Raw genomic sequence first — 19,941 nt, forward strand, 5'->3', positions numbered from 1 at the left:
GGCAGAATGAATTTTCCTGCTGTTCCCGAAAGGCACCAAATTCACGATCTCACCCGGTGGGTACTCCGCCCGCTCATGCGCGTGTGGGCGGCATCTGCCGAACGCCAAGACCGCCATCTGCCCCGTCCGAGCGACGCCCCGCAGGCCCACGCGCCAGGAATCGACAGCGATCGCGTGCTGATCCTGGGCTGCGGGCCAGCGGTCGGCTGGGGCGTGTTGAGCCATCAGATTGCCCTGCCCGGCTCGCTCGCCCGGGAGCTGTCCGTGCGTACCGGTCGAGGCGTCGACATCGACCTCGTGGCCACCCGCACGATGACCGCGGAATCCGCCCTGGCCGCCGTGGTCGGCACCCGGCTCGGCCGCTTCGATGCGGTCGTGGTGACGCTGGGCATCAACGAGGCGCTCGACCTGACGAGCAAGCCGGAGTGGCACGAGCGGCTCCTGCACCTGCTACGGGTGTTGGAACGCGAAACGTCGCGCAGCACCAAGATTTTTCTCCTCGGCATTCCCCCCATTCGCAGCATTGAGATCTTCAACCGCTCGCTCGGTTCGATCGCCGATCGGTCGGCTGCCGACCTCAACGAGATCAGCGCCCGGCTCGCCGCCGAAGCTCCGCGCACGACCTTCGTCCCGTTTTCGCCGAGCGCGACGATCACCCCTGACCGCCATCGCACTGCCGCCGACTACCGACTCTGGGCGGTGCTGCTGGCCAGTGCCATGGCCGACAGCCTCGACTCGGTACGCCTCGGCATTACGCGTCGCGGTGATGCCGGCCAAGCGGATGCCTTGGGGCGCGAGCGCGCCCGGCAGGCCGCCGTTGACGGCCTGGGTATCGGCCCAGCACCAGAGGCCCGATTCGATGAAATCGTCGCGCTCGCCCAGCGACTCTTCGACACCCAGGCGGCGGTGATCAGCGTCATCGATCGTGATCGGCACTGGCACAAGGCCCGGGTGGGAGTTGAGGGCACCGAGATTCCGCGGGCCGACTCGTTCTGCGCGCACACCATTCAGGGTGCGGGCGCGCTCGTGGTCGAAGACGCCCGCAACGATCACCGTTTCCACGGTAACCCGCTGGTCTTGGCCGATTCGGGCATCCGCTTTTATGCCGGTTTTCCGATCGAATCGCCGTCGGGGGAGCGCATTGGCGCCCTGTGCGTCTTCGACTCCGCGCCTCGCCTCCTGGCTGAGGTGGACCAGGTCTTGCTGCGCGAGCTCGCGCTGTTGGTGCAGCGGAAACTGCGGGAGCCGTCGCCGGTCGTCAGCTCGGACTACCGCGCGGCGTAGTGTGCGCTCACCTGGGCAGCGGTGAGAACGGTGTTGTAGAAGGCGACCTCGTCCAGACTGCCGGTGAAGTAGTTCGTGCGCGTTTGGAGACTCCCCAGTGTGATGGCGGTGGGTGCAGTGAGAGCGGTGGTGTGGGCCGTCGCTGTACCCACCGCTGCGCCGTTGACGTAGAGCACGAGAGCACCGGTCGAGATATTGCGCGTGAAGACGACGTGAGTCCAGGCGCCGTAGTAGGTCGAGCCCGACACGATCGAGGTGTCGTTGCCATTCTGCCCGCCACCGACCCCGGCGACCACTTTGCCGGCGCACAGCGACACTCCAAAGTCGTAGGCTGCGCCATTAACTTCAGCATCGACAAGGCCGGCCCCCTGCCACCAGGAGTCGCACGGTGAACCGAAGACCTGACTCGACTTAAACCAGAACTCGATCGACATGCTTCCGCTGATGTTTCGGGTAACGCTCCCGTATTGATACGCCGATGCGTTGAACGTGACCGCGGTGTCGCCCGCAATCGCAGAGTCGGTGACTCCGCGTGTCGGCGAGAGATAGTAGGTACCCGGGCTGCTTCCCTTGCTGTCGGCGATCGTCGTCGATGTCGATGTCGACGCGTCGCCCAGGCGGTAATAGTCGAGGAGTCCCGTTGTGCCCGAGACGGTCGTGAAGTAGCTCGACGTCACCTTGAGCACACTGCCGCTGGCCGCGATGACCGTGTTGCCCACATTATCGGCCACGACGTACTGGTACCGGTAGCAGTTCCCGCCGGACACGGTGTCTGAAACCGGGGTCGAACCGGGGTTCGTTCCGTTGGTGATCGTCGCGAATGTTGAGTACGCGCCGCAGGTCGATCCGGTCAGCGCAGCGGATGCCCGTTGCAGCAGGCGCGTGCTGAGACCGGCACCAAAATCCGTACCCGTCGTAAAACCAATACTGGTCGTCGAGCTGGTGATCGTCCCGTTCGGAGGCGTGACGGTGCCGCCACTCGGCGCGGTGTTGTCGGGCGTCAGCGTGAAGGCGGCGCTGGCCGAGGTGAGCGAAGCGTTGTTTGTGGCGGTCACACTACCCACGCTGCCCGACGGGGTACCGGTCCACGAATAGGTGTTCACGCCGGTCGTTCCGCCGCCGCTCGAGGTCCAATTGGCGCCGGGGGCGGTGAAGTTGTAGGCCTTGATCCCGGAGATGGTGTCGGTGGCGCTTGCCGTGGCGGTGAATGATCCCGAGGTCTGGCCCGACCGGTAGTAGACGGTACCGGTCGTGGAACTCCAATAGCTGTTGGTCGAAGCGGATGCCGCAAAAGACGAAAAGGTCGGCGTTGACGGCGCCGTGCTGTCGACCTTCACAACCGCGCCCGTATACGTGGTGGAGTTGCCGCTGGTATCGAGCACGACGTAGCGATACTGGTAGCAGCCAGGGGACGTGACCGTGTCGGTTACGGTTCCCGCCGGGTCGGTCGCGACGACGGAGAAACTGCCCATCGTGCCGCAGCTGCCGTCGGCGGTGCCGGACGACGACAACGTGGCCGTCGCGCGGTCGAGGTGGGCGCCGGAAGCCAGCCCACCGACATCCGTTCCCGGGTTGAGGGTGAGGCTGAGCGAAGTGGACGTGGAATACGCCGAGCCAGTGCCGGTGAGGCCGATAATTGCCGCCGACCCGCCGGACGGTCCGGTGATATCTGCCGCCGGCGAGTTTCCGAGCTGGTAGTGATTGCTGACGATAGCGGCGCTCAGTGCGGCACCGTAAACGGAGATTTCGTCGAGGGTGCCGGCGAAGTAGTTGGTGCCCGTTTGCAGGCGTCCGATGTTGATGTTGAACGGGCTGGCCAACGAGGCCGCGGTGCCAGACGAGGATGTCACGCTGACGCCGTCGACGTACAACACGAGCACATTCGACGCCCGGGTGAGCACGACATGGTGCCAGGCATTGTTGTCGTATCCGCCGGAGGCGCTCTTGACCGTGGTCGTGCCGGTTCCGGCCAGAACATAGCCGTCCGCGCAGAGGGAAATTCCAAATCCGTGCGGGGCGAGTGCTGACGAAGCATCGACCAGGCCGGCGCCCTGCGACCAGGCCGTGCATCCGCTGCCGAGGCCCTGCGTCGATTTGAACCACAGTTCAACCGAGAAGGCCGAGCTAACCGGGTTGGCGATTGAACCGTAGTTGGTCGTGCCGTTGAAGGAGGCTGCCGTGTTTATTCCCCCGCGGGACGCGTCGATACCGGCCGCGCCGAGAGACGGACCGCTGAGGTAGTCACCGACATTTGTGCCGACGCTCGGTACGATTCGGGGGTAGGTGAGGGGGACGACCTCGAAGTGGTCGAGCTGCAGCCCCGTGGACGTGGTCTTGGTCGCCCGGTTATCGGGAATCCCATCGATGAAGCCGGCGACTCCGCTCGAAGTTATCGGCGACGAGGCATCCGTGTAGCTCGCCTTCAATACACCGTTGACGTAGAGGTTGAGTGCCGTTGAACTCGTGCCGCTGACCTCCAGCCGCAGGCGGTAGGTCTCACCAACGACCAGTGCCGACTGGGCAGTGCTCGTGGCGGAGGACGGAAGCGTGTAATTTCCGCCGGAGGCTTCGGCGATTCGCCAGGCACCGCTGCCATCGGCGTTGCCGAACCAACCGCCCGCATACAGGTTGTAACTGGAGATATTCATTCGGCCGACCAGCCCAATCACATCGCCGGCCAGCGTACTGGCGCTGTAGAGATCGGCTTCGACGGCGTAGTTCGCACTCGTTGGGGAGGTGGGCAGGTAGTTCAGGGAATAGCCGGTGCCAACCCGCATGGCACGACCGCCCAGAATCCGGCTGTCGGTGCTGTCGAGTTCCGCCCACTGCACGGACTGCTCGTTCAGGTGATTCTTCAGATACCCGGCCGGGCCGGTGAAGGAATCCGACGACGACCCGGTGCCCGCAGCCTCGCCCAAACGCCACTGGCCGACAATTCCCGTAGTCGCTGCCACGGCTCCGGCGTAGTCGATCATGGCCACGTTCGAGCTCGTGAATGTCGCGGTGTTGCCGACCCGGTCGGTCACGACGTACTGGTAGATATAGCAGAGGTCGGCAGCGACGCTGTTGTCGGTGTAGCTCGTGGTCGGCACGGAGCTGCTGATATTCACCCAGGCGCCGTAGCTGCCGCACACGCCGCCACTCAGTGACGACTGCTTGCGCTGGAGCTGCTGGGTCGCCACACCGGAGCCGGTATCGGTGCCGGCGTAGCCGATAGAGACCGACCGTCCGGATTGGTAGCCGGCGGTGTAAGCCGGAGTGCCCCCGGTCGGGACAGACGCGTCGTTGAAGTAGATCAGCGTAGTCGGCGTGGTGTTGGTGGACACGTCGCGGCCGGTCACCGTCTCCGTTGGCGCGCTCGTCGTCCCGGCCGCCCAGGTGAACGCCGCCGACACGTAGGGTCCGCTGGTCGGCGTCGACACCGTGCTCGGGGTGTGGCTCCAGCCGGTGCTGGTGCCACCGAGGGCTGCGGTAGAGCTTGAGGCCGGGCCGCTGCCGACATCCGTTACCGAGTTCGTCAGCGTGAACGAACCGGGCGCGGCGCCGCGATAGTAGATTGTGCTGCCTGATTTGTAGGCGTTGGCGGTGCCAGACGACAGGGCAAGCCAGTTCACGGGCGCCGTTGTTTCGACGACGACAATATTGCTTTTCGCGCTCGCCGCGCCCTTCCAGTCTGTGGCGAACAGGGCAGTGACCCGGTACGACCAGGAGCCGGCCGGAACACCCGTTTCGGTGCAGCTTGTGGCGGTGATGGTGCCGGTGCAGCTCTGCATTGATTGTGCGTTCGTGCCCGTGGAATCAAACCGGCTCACGCTGTAGCCGCTCACGGCCGTGGTGCCGTCGGCCAGCGTCGACGCCGCCCAGGTCACGGTGACCGTGCTGCTTGCGGAGCTCGCGGTGGGGGTCGGGCCGGCGTTGACACTGCTGGCAGCGGATGCCCCGCTGCTGCCCGCGACGGATCCCGCGCTCCAATAGGCCCACGCCACACCGCTGGCCATGGCGAAGGCGAGCGGCACAGCGATCAGCCGACGCACCATGCGCCACCATCGGGTGCGGGTGGACGGCGCGTTGTAGAGCGGCCTACGGTGGCGGGCCTGCGTCATGATCCGGCCACCAGATAGACCGTGAAGCTCGCGCCCTGGCAAGCGGATGCCGCCCCCGCGCTCATCGCGAGGGCGTTCGGCAGCGAGATGGCAAGCGAGCCCGGCACCGCATTGGCCTGGGCCGGAACGTTCCAACCGGCAGTGCCATTGGTCTGCACGGAATAGCTCAGGGCGCTGGTCGCGCACGCCGAGTGAGCGCTATCGGCGACGATGGCGCTGGAACCTCGACTGGTGTCGAGAGAGATCGACCCGATGTGCGTCACAAAGTCGTTGGGGTTTGTGGCCCGCAAAACGACGGTTGTGGCGCTGCCCGGGTAGAGCGTTGCGGCGGGGGTCGCGTAGCGGAGCGTGACGGGCAGTGTCGTGCCGGCCGCGGCTGTGCCGTTTCCCCGGCCCGATGCTGACCAAAGCGAATATGCCACGCCGCCGAGGCTCATAGCGATCATGAAGAACACCCCGGCGAGGATCATCTCCTTGGGAATTCTGCGCCGCACCTGTTTCGGAAGCTGCGGAAGGGTGTACGGGCTCACAGTAGGGTCGCCGCTCCGGTGGCCGAGTAGTTCAGGGTGATCAGTGCACCCTTGCAGCCGTCCTGGTTGGTCTCGGAACTGCGCATGCCCACGCGCGGCCAGCTTGCCCGGGGTAGGTCGAGCTCGCTGAGAGCGCGCGTGAGGTGGGCGGGAATCGTCAGGGCGGCCGCCAGGGTGGTCTGCGATACCTCGAAATCACCCGCCGTGCACGGATGGTCGGCATCCGCATTCGGTGCATCGACGCCGTCGATGAGCACCCGCAGATCGATCACGTCAAGGTTGAAGTGGTGCGGATTGTCGAACTCGAGGTCGATCGGAACCAAAATACCCGGGCTCAACGGCCCGATCACGGTGGCGTGCGCATTGATGTCGAGCTCCGAACTCGCAATGCTGAAGCCGGGCGAGTACACCCAGAAAACGACCGTCCCCGTGGCGACGACGAGGGCGCTGCCGAGTACGAAGCGGTTGCGCGCGGCGGCACTCATCGTGAATTCCTCGGTCTGGCAGTGAATAAAAGTCGGCGCATCACCGCGCGAAGAGGGGCAGGGCCGCCCGGCCCAACCCCAATTCAGGCGCGGTGTCTCTTCTAGGCGATTGTGTAGAGCAGGTTGACAGTCGCGTTCTTGCAGGCATCCTGATTGACGGTCGACAGGTCGTTAAACGCGAGGGTTGCCCCGGTCCAGGCTCCCTTACCGGCGCCGCCGATGGGAACCTCCGCGTCGACCGGCATGACAGGGTTGGCGAGCGTGAAGTCAGAGGCATCGCAGGTACCTGCGACAGCGGCGGCGTCTTTGACGACGCTGTCGATGCTCGCGGTCACGGTGCTGACGTAGACCGGGCTGGTGTTCGTGTTGGTGAATGTTCCGCTCAGCGTCTGGGCAGCAACGCCCGGCATGAGGTCCGTCACGCTGGATGTCTGCTCGGCGGTGATTGCCGTGATCGTGCCAACGTCCACCGTGCCGGTTCCCGAACCGCCCGCGGTCCAGAAAGCGAAAGCGACGCCGGATCCGCCGACCAGAACGGCCGCCGTCACGGCAACGGCGAATGCCTTTTTGGACAATTTACGCATGGAGTACTCCCAGTTTCAAGGTTTGTGTGATTCACCACGTGAGAGTGTTGCCATCTGTCGCATCGCGTCGATCGACTTCGAACCTACGCCCAGAGGACCCGTGTGGGTAATACCCACAACTGGGTGTCTAGTCCCTCGAAGGTGGGGACCTTCGGCACTACCGGCCAGGAGTTAACCTCGCCCAAACTAAGTGGCATTAGGCTCGAATCGTGAGTGATTCGTTGCGTCACCGGCTTCGCGCCCTTCCGGATTTTCCCGACCGTCTGCCCGCCTTCGACCCGGCGCTGGCACCGAAGGATCCGGTCGAACTCTTTCTCGCTTGGTTCGAGAATGCGCTCGCCGTCGGCGTGCCCCAGCCGCACGCGTTCAGCCTGGCGACGGCCACGGCGGAGGCGGTCGTTTCGTCCCGCATGCTCATCCTGAAGAACATCGAGCCTGCGGCTTCTGGCGCGGCAGCGGGTGTTGACTTCGGAGCCTGGCAGTTCGCAAGCACACGGGGTTCCCGCAAGGGCCGCGAGCTCGGCATCAACCCGCGAGCTGCCATGAACTTCTACTGGGCGGGCCTGGGGAGGCAGGTGCGCGTGGTGGGTGAGGTGTCTCTATTGTCGGCCGAGGCATCCGCTCTGGATTGGGAACAACGCCCAGGGGCCGACGGCCGGGTCAATCCCGACTGGCAGCTCTACGAACTGCATCCCGCCGAGGTCGAGTTCTGGCAGGCGAGCGCCGACCGCCACCATATTCGGCACCGCTACGTGCTCTGAGCCGGCCCCGGCGGCATCCTCTCCCCACTCTTCCACGGTTTCAGGGGGGCTAATTCAGGAAATCCGGTCGAGCGGATGCGACGCGCCCGGCGAAACCCTGGGCAGCGGCCCGAGCTAGCGGGAGATTTCCTGAATTAGCCACCGGCAGGGCCGGAAACGCGCCTACAGACCAGGTTGTCGCCCGCAGAAACACGAATGCGCACTGAATCCAACGGATTCAGTGCGCATCTGCCGCGCCACGTGCGCGATCATTGTGGGCCCCGTCGGGCTCGAACCGACGACCCAAGGATTAAAAGTCCTTTGCTCTACCAACTGAGCTAGAGGCCCGTAGGTTCTAATCTACCGTGGATTCGCGCTCAGCTTTTCTGGGTAGCGTGGGGGACAGCAAAAAACCGCCGTCTGAACCCGAAGGAGAACCCGCCGTGGCCGACAACTTTCACAAGCCCACCCTGTTCGCGGGGATCAAATTCGAGGCATTCCAGGGCGGCGACGATCCGGCGGCCATCAGCCGCGTCGCGCACGAGACCGCGCAGGCGCTACTCAACCGAGTACGCAGCGACCCCGACCCGGAGACTGTCGAACGCCTGGTCGCCTACACCGACGAAAACGGAATCGACGCTGTCGCTGAGCTGTGGTCGCGGGCCACGCCGCGCAGCCTGCCGGGCGCACTCTGGCGCATCTATCTCATTCGTATGCTGATTCGGCAGGATCCGGAGGGGTGCGCGTACCTGTACCAACGGGGAACGGATGCCGCCGCCACGATCGATCCGCTCGTCGCGGGCGCCGCCGTGCCCACTGGCCCGGCCGAGATCATGATCCTCGCCGATGAAATTCTGCGCGGACTGTTCACCGGCGACTTCGCGGTGGCGCTGGATCGTGGGGCCGCCTACTGTCGGGTCACCGCCGTCGGGGCCGCGAGCATCGCCGACGATCTCGAGCTGACCGAACCGCACCGCTCGTCGGAGCTGACCACGCGAGCCCTGCGATTCTCCACGACAGCGGCCGAGTTTGCCGCCTGCGCGCGCCTCTGGCGCCGCGACTCCCTGGAGTAGGTGGGCCTAGCCCTTCGCGCAGGGGCTGCCGCTCGAGTCTGGTCTCGCACCTTCTCACCGTGGACGGGGCCCAGGCCCCGTCCACGGGCCCAGTCTATAAACTGGGCCCGTGTTCATAAGGTGGGCCCGGACGTGCGCAACCTGTGCGCCACGGGCGAACATTCGACGCCGGCCGGTCCGCTCGAATACACTGGAGTCTGGTCGGGCCGCAGTAATCCCGGGTTCCATTATTCGCCGCTTCGAGCGGCCTCGCGCCGAGAGGTGCTCTGCGGCCCGACCTTCTTCAGCCCCGCGAGGCGTCATACCGGTCCCGGCGGCGCAGCGCGGCCGCAGGCATCCGCTTTTGGCGAATTGCTTGCCGCCAAGACCAATCCGTTATCGACTTCGCACCGAACCCTAGTCATACAACGGGAAAAGACCTGACATGCTAGATCTCATGACTGTTGATCCCGCCGGAGACCTCGCGCCGCCAGCCCCTGCCACCAAGGAGGAGTTGCTCGGACGTGTGGCCCGCGGCGACCAATCGGCATTCGGAGAACTGTATGACCAGATCGCCCCGCGGGTGCTTGGCCTGGTCAAGCGTCTGCTCGTCGACCACGCACAGTCGGAAGAAGTGACTCAGGAGATTTTCCTGGAGATCTGGCAGTCGGCGTCGCGGTACGAACCCACGCGTGGTGGCGCGAGCACCTGGATCCTCACGATGGCACACCGGCGAGCGGTCGACCGAATTCGGTCGTCGCAGGCCGGACGCGACCGTGATACCAAAATTGGAATCCGTGACCTGGCCGTTGCCTACGATCACGTGGCCGAAACTGTTGAAGTACGACTCGAACATGAAAGGGTGGAGAGGGCGATGACTCGATTGACTCAGCTGCAGCGTCAGGCTGTGAGCCTCGCGTATTACGGCGGGTTCAGTCACAGCGAGGTCGCCGATATGCTCCACATTCCCTTGGGCACCGTGAAAACGCGGTTGCGCGATGGCCTCATCCGTCTGCGCGACGAATTGGGCGTGGCATCATGACCGGCCGTAACGAGCAGCACCCGGCCGATCTGGCTGGCGCTTATGCCCTGCACGCCCTCGACGCCGACGACACGGCCACCTTTGAAGCGCACCTCGCCGAATCCGAGCGGGCCCGCATCGAGGCTGCCGAGTTGAATGACACCGCGGTGGCCCTCGGCCTCGCCGTGGCGCCCGTGCAGCCGTCCGCCGCGCTCAAGGCGAACCTCATGTCCCTGCTCGCGTCGACCCCGCAGCTTCCGCCGCTTACGGCCGGCACAACGGATGCCCTCGCCTCCGTTACCAACGCAGCTCCCGTCGTTGCCCCGATCGCCACCCCGACCCTGCCCGCCGGGCCGACCTCCACGACGCCGAATTCCGGTGGCGGCGCGCCCGCCGGCTCCGCGTCGGCGGTCACGGACATCAATTTTGGTACCGGCTCCGGCCCGCACCGAACGGCAACCGAGCGGGCCCAGGCCCGCTGGTTCAAGCGTCCGGCACAGTTCATGCTGGCCGCCGCGGCCGCGGTCGCGCTGTTCATCGGCGGATCCTTCTTCGGTCAGGTGCTGAACAGCAACCAGTTCGAGTCCCAGCAGGCCTCCGGACTCGCCCAAATCAACGCGGCCGACGACTCGCAGCGCGCCGCGACGACCACCGCTAACGGGCAGGAAGCAACCCTGGTCTGGTCGAACAAACTTGGAATCTCCGCGGTGCTGGTTGACAAACTGCCCGTGCTGCCGAGCGATCAGGACTATCAACTCTGGTACATCAACGGGGACGGCGCAGCTTCGGCCGGAACCTTCGACTCGACCGGCGATGGTACGGCCTGGCGCGTGCTTGACGGCACGATGCACGCCGGCGACCAGGTGGGTGTCACCGTGGAACCCAACGGCGGATCCGACCAGCCCACGACCAACCCCATCGTCGCGTTCCAGAGCTAACTGGCCGAGGCGGCCTCAGCTCGGCCGCCGACGCCGCGACGGCCCCAGGTAGGCCGCCAGCCTGTGAGTAGGCGCAATCCGTCCTTTTCCGCGCTCTTGCGTCCCCTCGCGGGCGACGCGGAGGGCCCGGGTGGAAGCATCCGTTTCACCGGAGCGGATGCCCACCCAAGCCGGGCGCGAAGTAGGCTCAGGGGCATGAGATTGCCCTTCACCCTGTTGATCGACCCCGTGCCCGCCGACTCGCTGCAGCAGGACTTCAGCGACACGTTCCACGAGATGGAATCGACCGCCCCGGCGCTGCGCGTCGGCGAGTTGAGCACCCAGCGCGGCGACGGAATCTTCGAGACCCTCGCCGTCGTCGACGGCCACCCGCAGGAGGTCGAGCCGCACATCAGCCGGCTGCGCAACTCTGCGCGCATCTGCGAGCTTCCGGTGCCGAATGCCGAGCAGTGGCGGGCCGCGATCGCCTACGCCGTGTCGCGCATTCCGCAGCGGGGCGAGATCGCCCTCAAGTTCGTGCTTAGCCGCGGCGTCGAGCACGGTCCGGCGCCCACGGCCTGGTTGCACGCGGCTGCGGCGTCGGACTTCACGGCGGTGCGCGCGAACGGCGTGCGGGTGATCACTCTCGACCGCGGCTATCCGCGCGGGGCTGCCGAGAAGGCCCCCTGGCTGCTGATGGGCGCGAAAACGCTCAGCTATGCGGTGAACATGGCGGCGATTCGCGAGGCGCACCGTCGTGGCGCCGACGACACCATCTTTCTCACGACCGACGGCTCCGTCATGGAGGGTCCGACCTCAAGTGTCGTGCTGCGCATCAATGGCGAGTATGTGACGCCCGCGCCGAGCGGCGCTATTCTGCACGGCACCACGCAGCAGAGCATGTTCGACTACCTGCGCGCGCAGGGTTCACGCGTGGAATACCGCGACGTCACGCTTGAGGAACTTCGCCACGCGGATGCCGCCTGGCTCGTCTCCAGCGTGCGCCTCGCCGTGTCCGTGGTCGCCCTCGATGGCGAGTCGTTTCCCGCCGATCAGGCGCTGACCGACGCCCTGAACGCGTACCTGCTGGGCCGCACGGCGTAGGCGCAGCCGAGGGCGGCATCCGCTATTACGTTATGCCGGTAAGTAAGAACTTCGCCGTGCCCACGAGCATCGCAGCCGGACTGCACACCCTGCAGGTCGTCGGCTTGGCACCGAACGGATCAACCCGCGTGCTCGACCTGGGCGTGCGCGTTGTGGAACCGGCATCCGCTTCGTCGCTCGCGAAAACCGGCGTCGACCTTGGCAGCGTGCTCGGCGGTGCCCTGCTGGTGCTGCTTGCCGGCCTCGCCGAAACCGGGCTGCAGCGCCGCCGCGTGGTGGCCACCGCGTAACCCGCGCGCGCGTCATTCGCTGGTACGTAACGCCGGTAGATCTGCGACTCTCCGGGCAAATCTTGCCCGAATCACGGCGAGTCGCAAATTTTACCGGCGGTACGTGCGTGACGGCCCGGCATCCGTTTGTTAACCTGCTCGAATTGGGGTGACGTGCAGCGCCCACTATGCTCTGGGAGGACCGAAAGGAATAAATGAGAATTTCTGTCATTGGATGCGGCTACCTGGGAGCCGTGCACGCGTCGGCCATGGCCGAGCTGGGGCACGAGGTCATCGGTATCGATGTCGACGCTGTCAAGATCGCCCAGCTTGCCATCGGCAAGCCACCCTTCTTTGAACCTGGCCTGCCCGAGGTTCTCACGTCCGCCATGAACAGCGGTCGCCTGCGCTTCAGCACCGACATAGCGGATGCCGCCGGCTCGCAGGTACACTTCATCGCCGTCGGAACCCCGCAGAAGCTCGGCAGCTACAGCGCCGACCTGCGCTACGTCGATGCGTCGATCGAATCGCTCATTCCGCACCTGGCCGACGGTGACCTCGTCGTGGGCAAGAGCACAGTTCCGGTCGGAACCGCCGCGCGCCTGGCCGAGCTCATCGAGTCCGGCAGCGGCGCCTCGCTGGCCTGGAACCCCGAGTTTCTGCGCGAGGGATTCGCCGTGCAGGACACCATCAGCCCCGACCGCCTGGTCTACGGCGTCGCTCCGGGCGATAAAGGCGAGCATGCCACCGCGCTGCTCAACGAGATCTACGCCACGGCGCTCGCTGCCGACACCCCCCTGGTCATCACCGACTATGCGACCGCGGAGCTGGTCAAGGTCGCCGCGAACGCGTTCCTCGCTACCAAGATCAGCTTCATCAATGCCATGGCCGAGATCGCCGAGGTCACCGGTGCCGACGTCACCCAGCTGGCGGATGCCATCGGTTACGACGGCCGCATCGGTCGCCGCTTCCTCGGCGCCGGCGTCGGTTTCGGCGGTGGGTGCCTGCCCAAAGACATCCGTGCCTTCACCGCCCGCGCCGAAGAGCTGGGGCGCGGCGAGTCCGTAGCCTTCCTCAAGGAGATCGACAAGATCAACCTGCGTCGCCGCCAGCGCGTGGTCGACCTGACCGTAGGGGCCCTCGGCGACGGCGTCTACAACGCCAAGGTCGCGGTGCTTGGCCTGAGTTTCAAGCCGCACTCCGATGACGTGCGTGACTCGCCGGCGCTCGACGTGGCCGTGCAGTTGCGCGGCCTGGGTGCCGACGTGGTGGCGACCGACCCGCAGGCCATCGAGAACTCGCGGGCGCGGCATCCGCAACTCAACTATGAGGAGTCGCTCGAAGAGACCCTGCGGGGAGCGGATGCCGTCGTGCTCGTCACCGAGTGGCCCGAGTTTCGGCACCTCGACCCGGTCTGGGCTGGTGCGCTCGTTCGTACCAAGACCGTGGTCGACGGCCGAAACGCCCTCGATCCCGCAGCCTGGCGTGCTGCCGGTTGGACCTATCACGGCCTCGGTCGCCCGTAGTACTTCGGACGGGGCCCGGGCCCCGTCCGTGGGCCCAGTTTTGAACGCGTTCTTACCTGGGCCGGCCGCGTTGCACTAGTCTCGAGACACACTTCAAGGGAATCGGGTCTCGTGCGACGCTGGCTGGCTCGACCCGATATGCTCATGGTCGCGGCCACGGCGCCGACGTATGTCGCCACGCGTGAAGCCCTCACAGCGCTCTCCCCGCAGGATCTCACCGCCGTGCGTTTTCTCGTCGGCGCCGCCATCATCGGCCTTTATCTGCTCATCACCCGGCAGCGGCTCACGCTGCGGCGCCACGATATCCCGCGAATGATCGCCGTCTCGCTCTGCGGTTATGCCGGCTACGGCATGCTGCTCAACCTCGGCCAGGCCACCGTTCCCGCGGGAACCACCAGCCTGCTGCTCAATATCTCGCCGGTGTTCGCGTTCATTCTCGGCTACTTCGTGCTCGTCGAACGCACCACCCGGCTCGGCTACCTTGGCATGGTCATCGCGGTCGGCGGCGTCATCGTGATCACCCTCGGCGGCGGAAGCGCGACCGGGTTCAACGGCACCGCCCTCCTCATCGTGGGCGCCGCTCTGCTGCTGTCGGTCTTTCTGATCGTGCAGCAGCCGCTGTTCGCGCGGGTATCTCCCATCGAAACCGTGTTCTGGGGCTGTGCCATCGGCGGTTTCACCGCGCTGCCCACGGCCCGGTTCGCGGTCGATCCCAGTCGGCTGACGGCATCCGTTTGGGTGGCGCTGGTGGTACTGGTGGTCGTCAGCACCGTGCTCGGCTACTGCCTTTGGAACCAGACCCTGTCGCGCACGAGCGTGGCCGAGGGCGGTTCGCTGCTGCTGATCGTGCCGATTTTCTCGCTGCTCCTGGGCTGGCTGCTGCTCGGCGAAGTGCCGACGATTGCCGCGCTGGTCGGGGGAGGCGCGGCCTTGCTCGGGGTCGTTATGCTCCCCCGGGCAACGTCGCGGCGCAAGCAGGCGGGGCTCGGGCTGCTCACCGGGGCGATTCCGATCGTCGGTGTTCTCGCCGGCGCGGTGCCGATCATCGGACTTCCGCGCGAGCACGAAGACGTGGCCGACCTCACGCTATCGCCGGATCTTGCCGCCCAGCTCTGTGACATCGCCATCGAGGCCGCGGATGCCGTCGGCGCCCAGTTGGTCACCGTGTCACTCTGGCGGGACGAATTCGAGGATCTGATACGCGTGTACTCCAGCCGGCCGCACGTCTACCAGCTCGGCGGAATCTCGTCGGAGCTGGATCCGAACTGGGTCGAGCAGTGTGTCATCGGGCAGCGTTCCTTTCTGGCCGACGACGAGGCGGGCGGCTTTGGAGCGCTCACCACACCGAACTTGACCGCCACAGTGAACGCCGTCATCGTCGACGACGCCGGATTTCTCGGCAGCCTGAACTTTCTCGACGCGTCGGGCGTTTATACGTCGGCCAGCGTCGAGCAGGCCGAGGTCTTCGCCGCGCGCCTGGCGCCGGTGTTGCGGCGCGTGTCGGTCTGAGGCTCCGGGCCCACCTTATGAACCGTGGCCCAGGTTAGAAGCTGGGCCCACGGACGGGGCCTGGGCCCCGTCCAGCGAACCAGCGCGCCTAGACTTGTCTGAATGTGGCTTCGGGGAGTACTCGTGGCGGCCCTCGCCGCCCTCGCTGCCTGGGGCGTGCATGCCGCCGTCCCCGCGGTCCCGCTGCTGACCATGGCCGTCGTGCTCGGAATCGTCGTCGGCCAGATCCCGGCCGCACGTCCCGTGCTCGCCGGGGCCCTCGCGCCCGGGCTGGCCGTCGCGGCCAAACCGTTCATGCAGCTCGGAATCGTGCTGCTCGGCCTCAAACTCAGCCTCGTCGACATAGCAGCTCTCGGCTGGGTGACCATCGTGACGACCGTCGCCATCGTGCTGCTCACGTTCGCCGGTACCCTCGGTCTCGGCCGCTGGTTCGGCCTGCCCGGCCATCAACCCCTGCTCATCGCCACCGGATTCAGTATCTGCGGCGCTTCCGCCATCGGCGCCATGAGCGGCGTCGTCAAGGCCAAAGATGAAGAGACCGCCACCCCGATCGCCCTGGTGACCCTGTGTGGAACCCTCGCGATCGCCGTGTTGCCGCTGCTGTGGCATCCGCTCGGATTGAGCAGTCTGCAATTCGGACACTGGGTCGGCGCCGGCGTGCACGACGTCGGCCAGGTCGTCGCGACAGCGCAAATTGCCGGCTCGGGCGCGCTCGCGGTGGCCCTCGTCGTCAAACTCACCCGCGTGCTCATGCTCGCCCCGGTCGTGGCCGTCGCGTCCATCGTCGAGCGCCACCGGCTTGCCACTCTCGAGGCGGATGCCGCCGCTCCCGCTGCCTCCGATGTATCCAGGTCTGCTGCCGGCGACCCGACTGCCGGCGACGCCGCTGTGTCTGAACCGGCCACCCGGAGCAACCGGCCGAAGCCTCCACCGATCGTTCCGCTTTTCGTTGCCGGATTCATCGTGGCCATGCTGATACGCACGTTCGCTCCGCTGCCCGATCAGGTACTCGAGGTCGCCGACCTGGTGCAGACCGCACTGCTGGCCATGGCGCTCTTCGCCCTCGGTGCGGCCGTCAACCTCAGCACCCTGCTGCGCACGGGCAGTCGAGCGCTCGCGGTCGGGCTGGTGTCCTGGACGCTGATCGCGGTTCTGGCCTTCGGGGCCGTGCAGCTTTCCTGACTTTCACCCCGCTTCAAAAGCCGCTGCAAAACCTGCTCCGACCCGCGGCAGACGGCCGGGCGAACGCCGCGGTTGCTCCCGAATCAGTTCGACCGGGCGAGCGCCCCGATCACCGAACGAATAATGTCGAAGTCCGTGGCCAAAGTTCCCGTGCCGAGTGGGCTAGCAACCTGGGCGCGCAGATGAACCTCGCTGACCCCGGTCGATGCCACCAGCGCTGCCACATTGTGCGCCCGAACCCCGCCGCCGGCCAGGATGCGCACGGCCGAGCCGTGCCGCCCCAGGTCACGCAGCGCCCCTGCGCCGTCAAATGCAGTGGTCTGTCCACCGGAGGTGAGAACACGTTCAACGCCGAGTTCGCCGAGTTGTTCGAGGGCGGCGCCCAGATCGTTCACATCGTCAAAAGCCTTGTGAAAGGTAACCGGCAGCTCTGCGGCCTCCGCGATCAAACGACGCATCGCGGTCTGATCAATCTGGTTGTCGCGCGTCAGCACACCCAACACCAGGCCGACCCGCACAGCAGCGCCGTCGGCGTCCCGCCGAATAGCCCGAACATCGGCCTGCATCACCGAGAGCTCCGACGCCGAGTTCACGAAGTTGCCGCCGCGCGGGCGGACCATCACCTGCACGCCAATACGTTCGACGGAATCGAGGACACGCCTGAGCAGCCCGATGCTCGGAGTGGTGCCGCCCTCGATCAAATTGCCGCACAATTCGACCCGGTCGGCTCCGGCTCGTTCGGCCACGAGCGCACCGTCCAGGTCATCGATGCAAATTTCGACGAGTGTGTGCATGAAAGTGTCCTGCCGCATTGATTTAGAAATGATTGCAAATGATTATTAGCTGTATTATAGAATCAAATACAATCACATCGGAAGTGAGACCCCATTGGCCGAAATCGTCGTTGTTGAGAACAAACGAGCAGCCGGCGACCTGATCGCCGAGTCGATTCGGGCACTTATCGAGTCCAAGCCCGACGCGGTGCTCGGATTGGCGACCGGATCGACACCCCTGCCGGTGTACGCGTCGCTGGCCCGCTCTTTCTCGGAGCGTCCTCTCGACGTCTCGAAAGTGCGAGGCTTCGCGCTCGACGAGTACGTCGGGCTACCGGCGGGCCACCCCGAGAGCTACCGAATGGTCATCGCGCGCGACGTCATCGAACCGCTGGGCCTGTCCCCGGCCAACGTCCACGTGCCCAGTGGCGACGTTGCCACGCTCTCCACTGCTGGTGCTGAATACGAACGAGCACTGGTCGCGGCGGGTGGAGTGGACGTGCAAATACTCGGCATTGGTCGAACCGGGCACCTCGGGTTCAACGAGCCCAGTTCCTCGTTTGCGTCCCTCACGCGCGTGAAGACGCTCGCTAGAAAATCCCGCGCAGACAACGCCCGGTTCTTTGATTCGCCGGACGCTGTTCCCGTGCACTGCATCACCCAGGGGCTCGGAACGATCCTTCGAGCCAGACACCTGGTGTTGCTGGCATTCGGCGAAGGCAAAGCGGCAGCGTTGGCCGCGGCCGTTGAAGGACCCATCTCAGCCAGCCAGCCCGGCACCGCCATCCAGCTGCACCCACACGTCACCGTCGTCGTCGACGAAGCGGCTGCGAGCAAAATGGTCAACCTCGACTACTACAAGTACATCTGGGCGAACCGCCCAGCTTGGCAAACGATCTAAGTCAGCTGGCGCCCGGCGGCAAACACCGCATCCACAGCAAGATCCGCGCCAAGCAGCACGGCGTCAGCCGCATAGCCAACGGTCAGCAACCCCAGGTCGTGACCGCGACCGATGGCTCGGGCAGGTGTCTCCGTGAGCGCAGAGATAGCCTCGGCGATCGGCACGCCCGCCTCGGTGACTGCTCGGCGCAGCGCAACATCAAGAGTCAGCGTCGATCCGGCAATCGATCCGCCATCGGTCAGCCGGGCGACGCCATCGGTCACCGTCACGGCGAGCGAGCCCAGAAGATAGGCCCCATCCGAGGCACCAGTTGCAGCCATGGCGTCCGTTACCAGGGCTATTCGGCCGGGCGCGCCCGCGAAGGCCAGCCGCACGACTTCCGGGTGCACATGAACGCCATCGTTGATGATCTCGAGGGTGACGCCTGCGGCATGCGTCGCGGCAGCCACGGGTCCAGGCGCGCGATGATGGATGCCTTTCATCCCATTGAAAGCATGGGTCAAAATCGTCGCCCCTGCCTCGAAGGCCGCGAGCGTTGTGGAATAGTCAGCGGCACTGTGCCCCACGGCCACCACAACACCAGCGTCGACGAGTTGCGCAATCGCGTCGACCGCTCCTGGCAGCTCGGGGGCCAGCGTGATCTGACGCAACTGTCCTTGAGCTTTCGTGAGAAGTCGATCGATCCGTTTCGCATCCGGTGCACTGAGCAGGGTCGGGTCGTGGGCGCCACGATAGGTCTGGTCAAGAAACGGCCCCTCGAGATGGGCGCCGAGAATGAGCGCATCGTGCTGCGCCAGGTCAGCCACAATCGCGACCCGCCGCTCGAGATCCGCCTGACTAGCGGTCACGAGCGACAAGACGCTCCGGGTTGTACCGTGACGGCGGTGCACCTGCAGCGCCGTGGCGATGCCCTCCGCACCGTCGTCGAAAGCGGCGCCTCCGGCCCCATGGCAGTGGATATCTACAAAACCCGGCGAGAGGATGCGACCGGCAGCGTCCGTGACGCTGGTGGTGGCCGTGGCCAGGCCGCGCCAGGTTGCACCCGTTCCGGTAGCGCTGATCGAGTCGCCGGAGAAAGCAACCCACGAGTCCGGCGTGGTTGCGCCTCCCGATATCATCCGGGCGGAGTGAATAACGTGTGTCACTGGGCGACGATGACTTCGAGTCCCGCCTCGGCGAACGCCGACAGCTGATCCGCGGTGATTCCCGAGTCAGTGATCAACGCGCTGAATACCGTCAGGGCGCCCAGGGTGGCAAAAGCCGTCGTTCCAATCTTGCTCGAATCTGCCACCACAAAGGCTTTGGTGGCACGCCTCGCCATGAGCGAGTTCACTGCGGCTTCTCGTTCATCATTGACCGTGGCGCCGCGAATCGGATCGATGCCGTTGACGCCGATGAACGCGAGGTCAAGTGTTACCTGATTCAGCACCTCGGCACTGTACGGGCCGACGAGCTCATAGGAGCGCGAGTGCACCACCCCTCCGGTGACGACTGTCTTGATTTGGGGCCGCATGGCGAGCTGTGCCGCAATGTTGATGGCATTCGTGACGACGGTCAGATTGGATTGTGGCCCGGCCTCCATAATGTCTGCGCGGGCAACGAGCACACCCGCGATAGCGGTACTGGTTGTGCCACCACAGAGACCAATGACATCCCCGCGCTGTACGAGCGAACTCGCCACCACCGCAATTTTCTGCTTCTCCGGGGCGTGTTGCTCCCGCTTGTAACGCACCGGGAGATCGTAGGCAACGACCTGACCGGTCGCTCCCCCGCGCGTTCGCGTCAGTAGCTGCTGCGAAGCGAGCGTGTCGAGATCCCGTCGCGCCGTCGCGGCAGATACCTGGAGTTTCGTGATGATGTCGTCGACCTCAAGATGGCCCGACTCAGCCAAAAGGTCCAGCACAGCGATCAGACGCTCGGCGCGGTTCATGATTTCTCGTTTCTCAAGCTTCTCAGTTGCA

Annotated in this window: 18 protein-coding genes and 1 tRNA gene; 11 read left to right on the top strand and 8 right to left on the bottom strand. The window is 65.6% G+C overall.

The window, feature by feature from the left end; genetic code table 11:
* The first annotated feature begins 6 nt into the window (after positions 1–6).
* Complete coding sequence (locus CXY77_RS11070; protein WP_104089581.1) at positions 7–1,284, top strand: GAF domain-containing protein; 1,278 nt, start codon at positions 7–9, stop codon at positions 1,282–1,284.
* Here the strand turns inward: CXY77_RS11070 and CXY77_RS11075 are convergent.
* From CXY77_RS11075 to CXY77_RS11090, 4 genes are all read right to left on the bottom strand, one after another.
* Positions 1,269–5,387, bottom strand: a complete 4,119-nt coding sequence (locus CXY77_RS11075; protein ID WP_104130074.1) for a LamG domain-containing protein — start codon at positions 5,385–5,387, stop codon at positions 1,269–1,271. The two genes, CXY77_RS11070 and CXY77_RS11075, sit on opposite strands and share 16 nt — an antisense overlap.
* Positions 5,384–5,917, bottom strand: coding sequence for a hypothetical protein (locus tag CXY77_RS11080; RefSeq protein ID WP_140425516.1), 534 nt, complete (start codon positions 5,915–5,917; stop codon positions 5,384–5,386). Before CXY77_RS11080 ends, CXY77_RS11075 begins: the two co-directional genes overlap by 4 nt.
* Entirely contained in the window at positions 5,914–6,402 is a 489-nt protein-coding gene (locus CXY77_RS11085) for a hypothetical protein (protein ID WP_104089585.1), read from the bottom strand. The genes CXY77_RS11080 and CXY77_RS11085 overlap by 4 nt, the downstream gene beginning before the upstream one ends.
* Before the next feature lie 101 nt (positions 6,403–6,503).
* Positions 6,504–6,986, bottom strand: coding sequence for a hypothetical protein (locus tag CXY77_RS11090; RefSeq protein WP_104089587.1), 483 nt, complete (start codon positions 6,984–6,986; stop codon positions 6,504–6,506).
* A gap of 209 nt (positions 6,987–7,195) precedes the next feature.
* Here CXY77_RS11090 and CXY77_RS11095 point away from each other — a divergent pair, with 209 nt between their 5' ends.
* Positions 7,196–7,747, top strand: coding sequence for a pyridoxamine 5'-phosphate oxidase family protein (locus tag CXY77_RS11095; protein WP_104089589.1), 552 nt, complete (start codon positions 7,196–7,198; stop codon positions 7,745–7,747).
* 254 nt (positions 7,748–8,001) lie between these two features.
* Here CXY77_RS11095 and CXY77_RS11100 read toward each other — a convergent pair.
* Positions 8,002–8,074: transfer RNA gene (locus tag CXY77_RS11100), tRNA-Lys, on the bottom strand.
* A 95-nt stretch (positions 8,075–8,169) separates the two neighbouring features.
* Between CXY77_RS11100 and CXY77_RS11105 the strand changes: the two genes are divergently transcribed.
* From CXY77_RS11105 to CXY77_RS11140, 8 genes are all read left to right on the top strand, one after another.
* On the top strand, positions 8,170–8,799 hold the full coding sequence (locus CXY77_RS11105) for a DNA-directed RNA polymerase subunit beta (protein WP_092339233.1): 630 nt from the start codon (positions 8,170–8,172) through the stop codon (positions 8,797–8,799).
* A 436-nt stretch (positions 8,800–9,235) separates the two neighbouring features.
* Positions 9,236–9,820, top strand: coding sequence for a sigma-70 family RNA polymerase sigma factor (locus CXY77_RS11110; RefSeq protein WP_166789926.1), 585 nt, complete (start codon positions 9,236–9,238; stop codon positions 9,818–9,820).
* On the top strand, positions 9,817–10,737 hold the full coding sequence (locus CXY77_RS11115) for an anti-sigma factor domain-containing protein (protein ID WP_104089590.1): 921 nt from the start codon (positions 9,817–9,819) through the stop codon (positions 10,735–10,737). The genes CXY77_RS11110 and CXY77_RS11115 overlap by 4 nt, the downstream gene beginning before the upstream one ends.
* Positions 10,738–10,932: 195 nt before the next feature.
* Positions 10,933–11,820 carry an aminodeoxychorismate lyase gene (locus CXY77_RS11120; RefSeq protein ID WP_104089592.1) on the top strand — a complete coding sequence of 296 codons (888 nt, stop codon included), beginning with the start codon at positions 10,933–10,935 and terminating at the stop codon, positions 11,818–11,820.
* A 56-nt stretch (positions 11,821–11,876) separates the two neighbouring features.
* The gene (locus CXY77_RS11125) at positions 11,877–12,110 is read left to right on the top strand and encodes a hypothetical protein (protein ID WP_140425704.1); all 234 of its coding nucleotides are present in this window, start codon (positions 11,877–11,879) and stop codon (positions 12,108–12,110) included.
* Positions 12,111–12,304: 194 nt separating this feature from the next.
* Complete coding sequence (locus CXY77_RS11130; RefSeq protein ID WP_092339224.1) at positions 12,305–13,615, top strand: UDP-glucose/GDP-mannose dehydrogenase family protein; 1,311 nt, start codon at positions 12,305–12,307, stop codon at positions 13,613–13,615.
* Between the two features lie 111 nt (positions 13,616–13,726).
* Positions 13,727–15,124, top strand: coding sequence for a DMT family transporter (locus CXY77_RS11135; RefSeq protein WP_140425517.1), 1,398 nt, complete (start codon positions 13,727–13,729; stop codon positions 15,122–15,124).
* 102 nt (positions 15,125–15,226) lie between these two features.
* Entirely contained in the window at positions 15,227–16,306 is a 1,080-nt protein-coding gene (locus CXY77_RS11140; protein ID WP_104089597.1) for a YeiH family protein, read from the top strand.
* Positions 16,307–16,389: 83 nt separating this feature from the next.
* On the opposite strand, the gene CXY77_RS11145 is transcribed toward CXY77_RS11140, so the two are convergent.
* Entirely contained in the window at positions 16,390–17,100 is a 711-nt protein-coding gene (locus CXY77_RS11145; RefSeq protein ID WP_158252818.1) for a copper homeostasis protein CutC, read from the bottom strand.
* 94 nt (positions 17,101–17,194) lie between these two features.
* Between CXY77_RS11145 and CXY77_RS11150 the strand changes: the two genes are divergently transcribed.
* The gene (locus CXY77_RS11150) at positions 17,195–17,980 is read left to right on the top strand and encodes a glucosamine-6-phosphate deaminase (RefSeq protein WP_092339216.1); all 786 of its coding nucleotides are present in this window, start codon (positions 17,195–17,197) and stop codon (positions 17,978–17,980) included.
* Here the strand turns inward: CXY77_RS11150 and nagA are convergent.
* Together nagA and CXY77_RS11160 are read right to left on the bottom strand one after the other, a co-directional pair.
* On the bottom strand, positions 17,977–19,125 hold the full coding sequence (gene nagA / locus CXY77_RS11155; protein ID WP_233197354.1) for an N-acetylglucosamine-6-phosphate deacetylase: 1,149 nt from the start codon (positions 19,123–19,125) through the stop codon (positions 17,977–17,979). The genes CXY77_RS11150 and nagA overlap by 4 nt on opposite strands.
* Complete coding sequence (locus CXY77_RS11160) at positions 19,122–19,910, bottom strand: DeoR/GlpR family DNA-binding transcription regulator (protein WP_092339212.1); 789 nt, start codon at positions 19,908–19,910, stop codon at positions 19,122–19,124. Before CXY77_RS11160 ends, nagA begins: the two co-directional genes overlap by 4 nt.
* Between the last annotated feature and the right edge of the window lie 31 nt (positions 19,911–19,941).

This window comes from Cryobacterium sp. N21 (assembly GCF_002929575.1).
In the GTDB taxonomy this organism is placed as follows: Bacteria; Actinomycetota; Actinomycetes; order Actinomycetales; family Microbacteriaceae; genus Cryobacterium; species Cryobacterium flavum.

What these genes read in the sequence shown, in the direction of transcription:
- CXY77_RS11070 (WP_104089581.1), top strand. Translation starts at nt 7, where the DNA reads ATGAATTTTCCTGCTGTTCCCGAAAGGCACCAAATTCACGATCTCACC.
- CXY77_RS11075 (WP_104130074.1), bottom strand. Translation starts at nt 5,387, where the DNA reads ATGACGCAGGCCCGCCACCGTAGGCCGCTCTACAACGCGCCGTCCACC.
- CXY77_RS11085 (WP_104089585.1), bottom strand. Translation starts at nt 6,402, where the DNA reads ATGAGTGCCGCCGCGCGCAACCGCTTCGTACTCGGCAGCGCCCTCGTC.
- CXY77_RS11090 (WP_104089587.1), bottom strand. Translation starts at nt 6,986, where the DNA reads ATGCGTAAATTGTCCAAAAAGGCATTCGCCGTTGCCGTGACGGCGGCC.
- CXY77_RS11110 (WP_166789926.1), top strand. Translation starts at nt 9,236, where the DNA reads ATGACTGTTGATCCCGCCGGAGACCTCGCGCCGCCAGCCCCTGCCACC.
- CXY77_RS11115 (WP_104089590.1), top strand. Translation starts at nt 9,817, where the DNA reads ATGACCGGCCGTAACGAGCAGCACCCGGCCGATCTGGCTGGCGCTTAT.
- CXY77_RS11120 (WP_104089592.1), top strand. Translation starts at nt 10,933, where the DNA reads ATGAGATTGCCCTTCACCCTGTTGATCGACCCCGTGCCCGCCGACTCG.
- CXY77_RS11130 (WP_092339224.1), top strand. Translation starts at nt 12,305, where the DNA reads ATGAGAATTTCTGTCATTGGATGCGGCTACCTGGGAGCCGTGCACGCG.
- CXY77_RS11140 (WP_104089597.1), top strand. Translation starts at nt 15,227, where the DNA reads ATGTGGCTTCGGGGAGTACTCGTGGCGGCCCTCGCCGCCCTCGCTGCC.
- CXY77_RS11145 (WP_158252818.1), bottom strand. Translation starts at nt 17,100, where the DNA reads ATGCACACACTCGTCGAAATTTGCATCGATGACCTGGACGGTGCGCTC.
- CXY77_RS11160 (WP_092339212.1), bottom strand. Translation starts at nt 19,910, where the DNA reads ATGAACCGCGCCGAGCGTCTGATCGCTGTGCTGGACCTTTTGGCTGAG.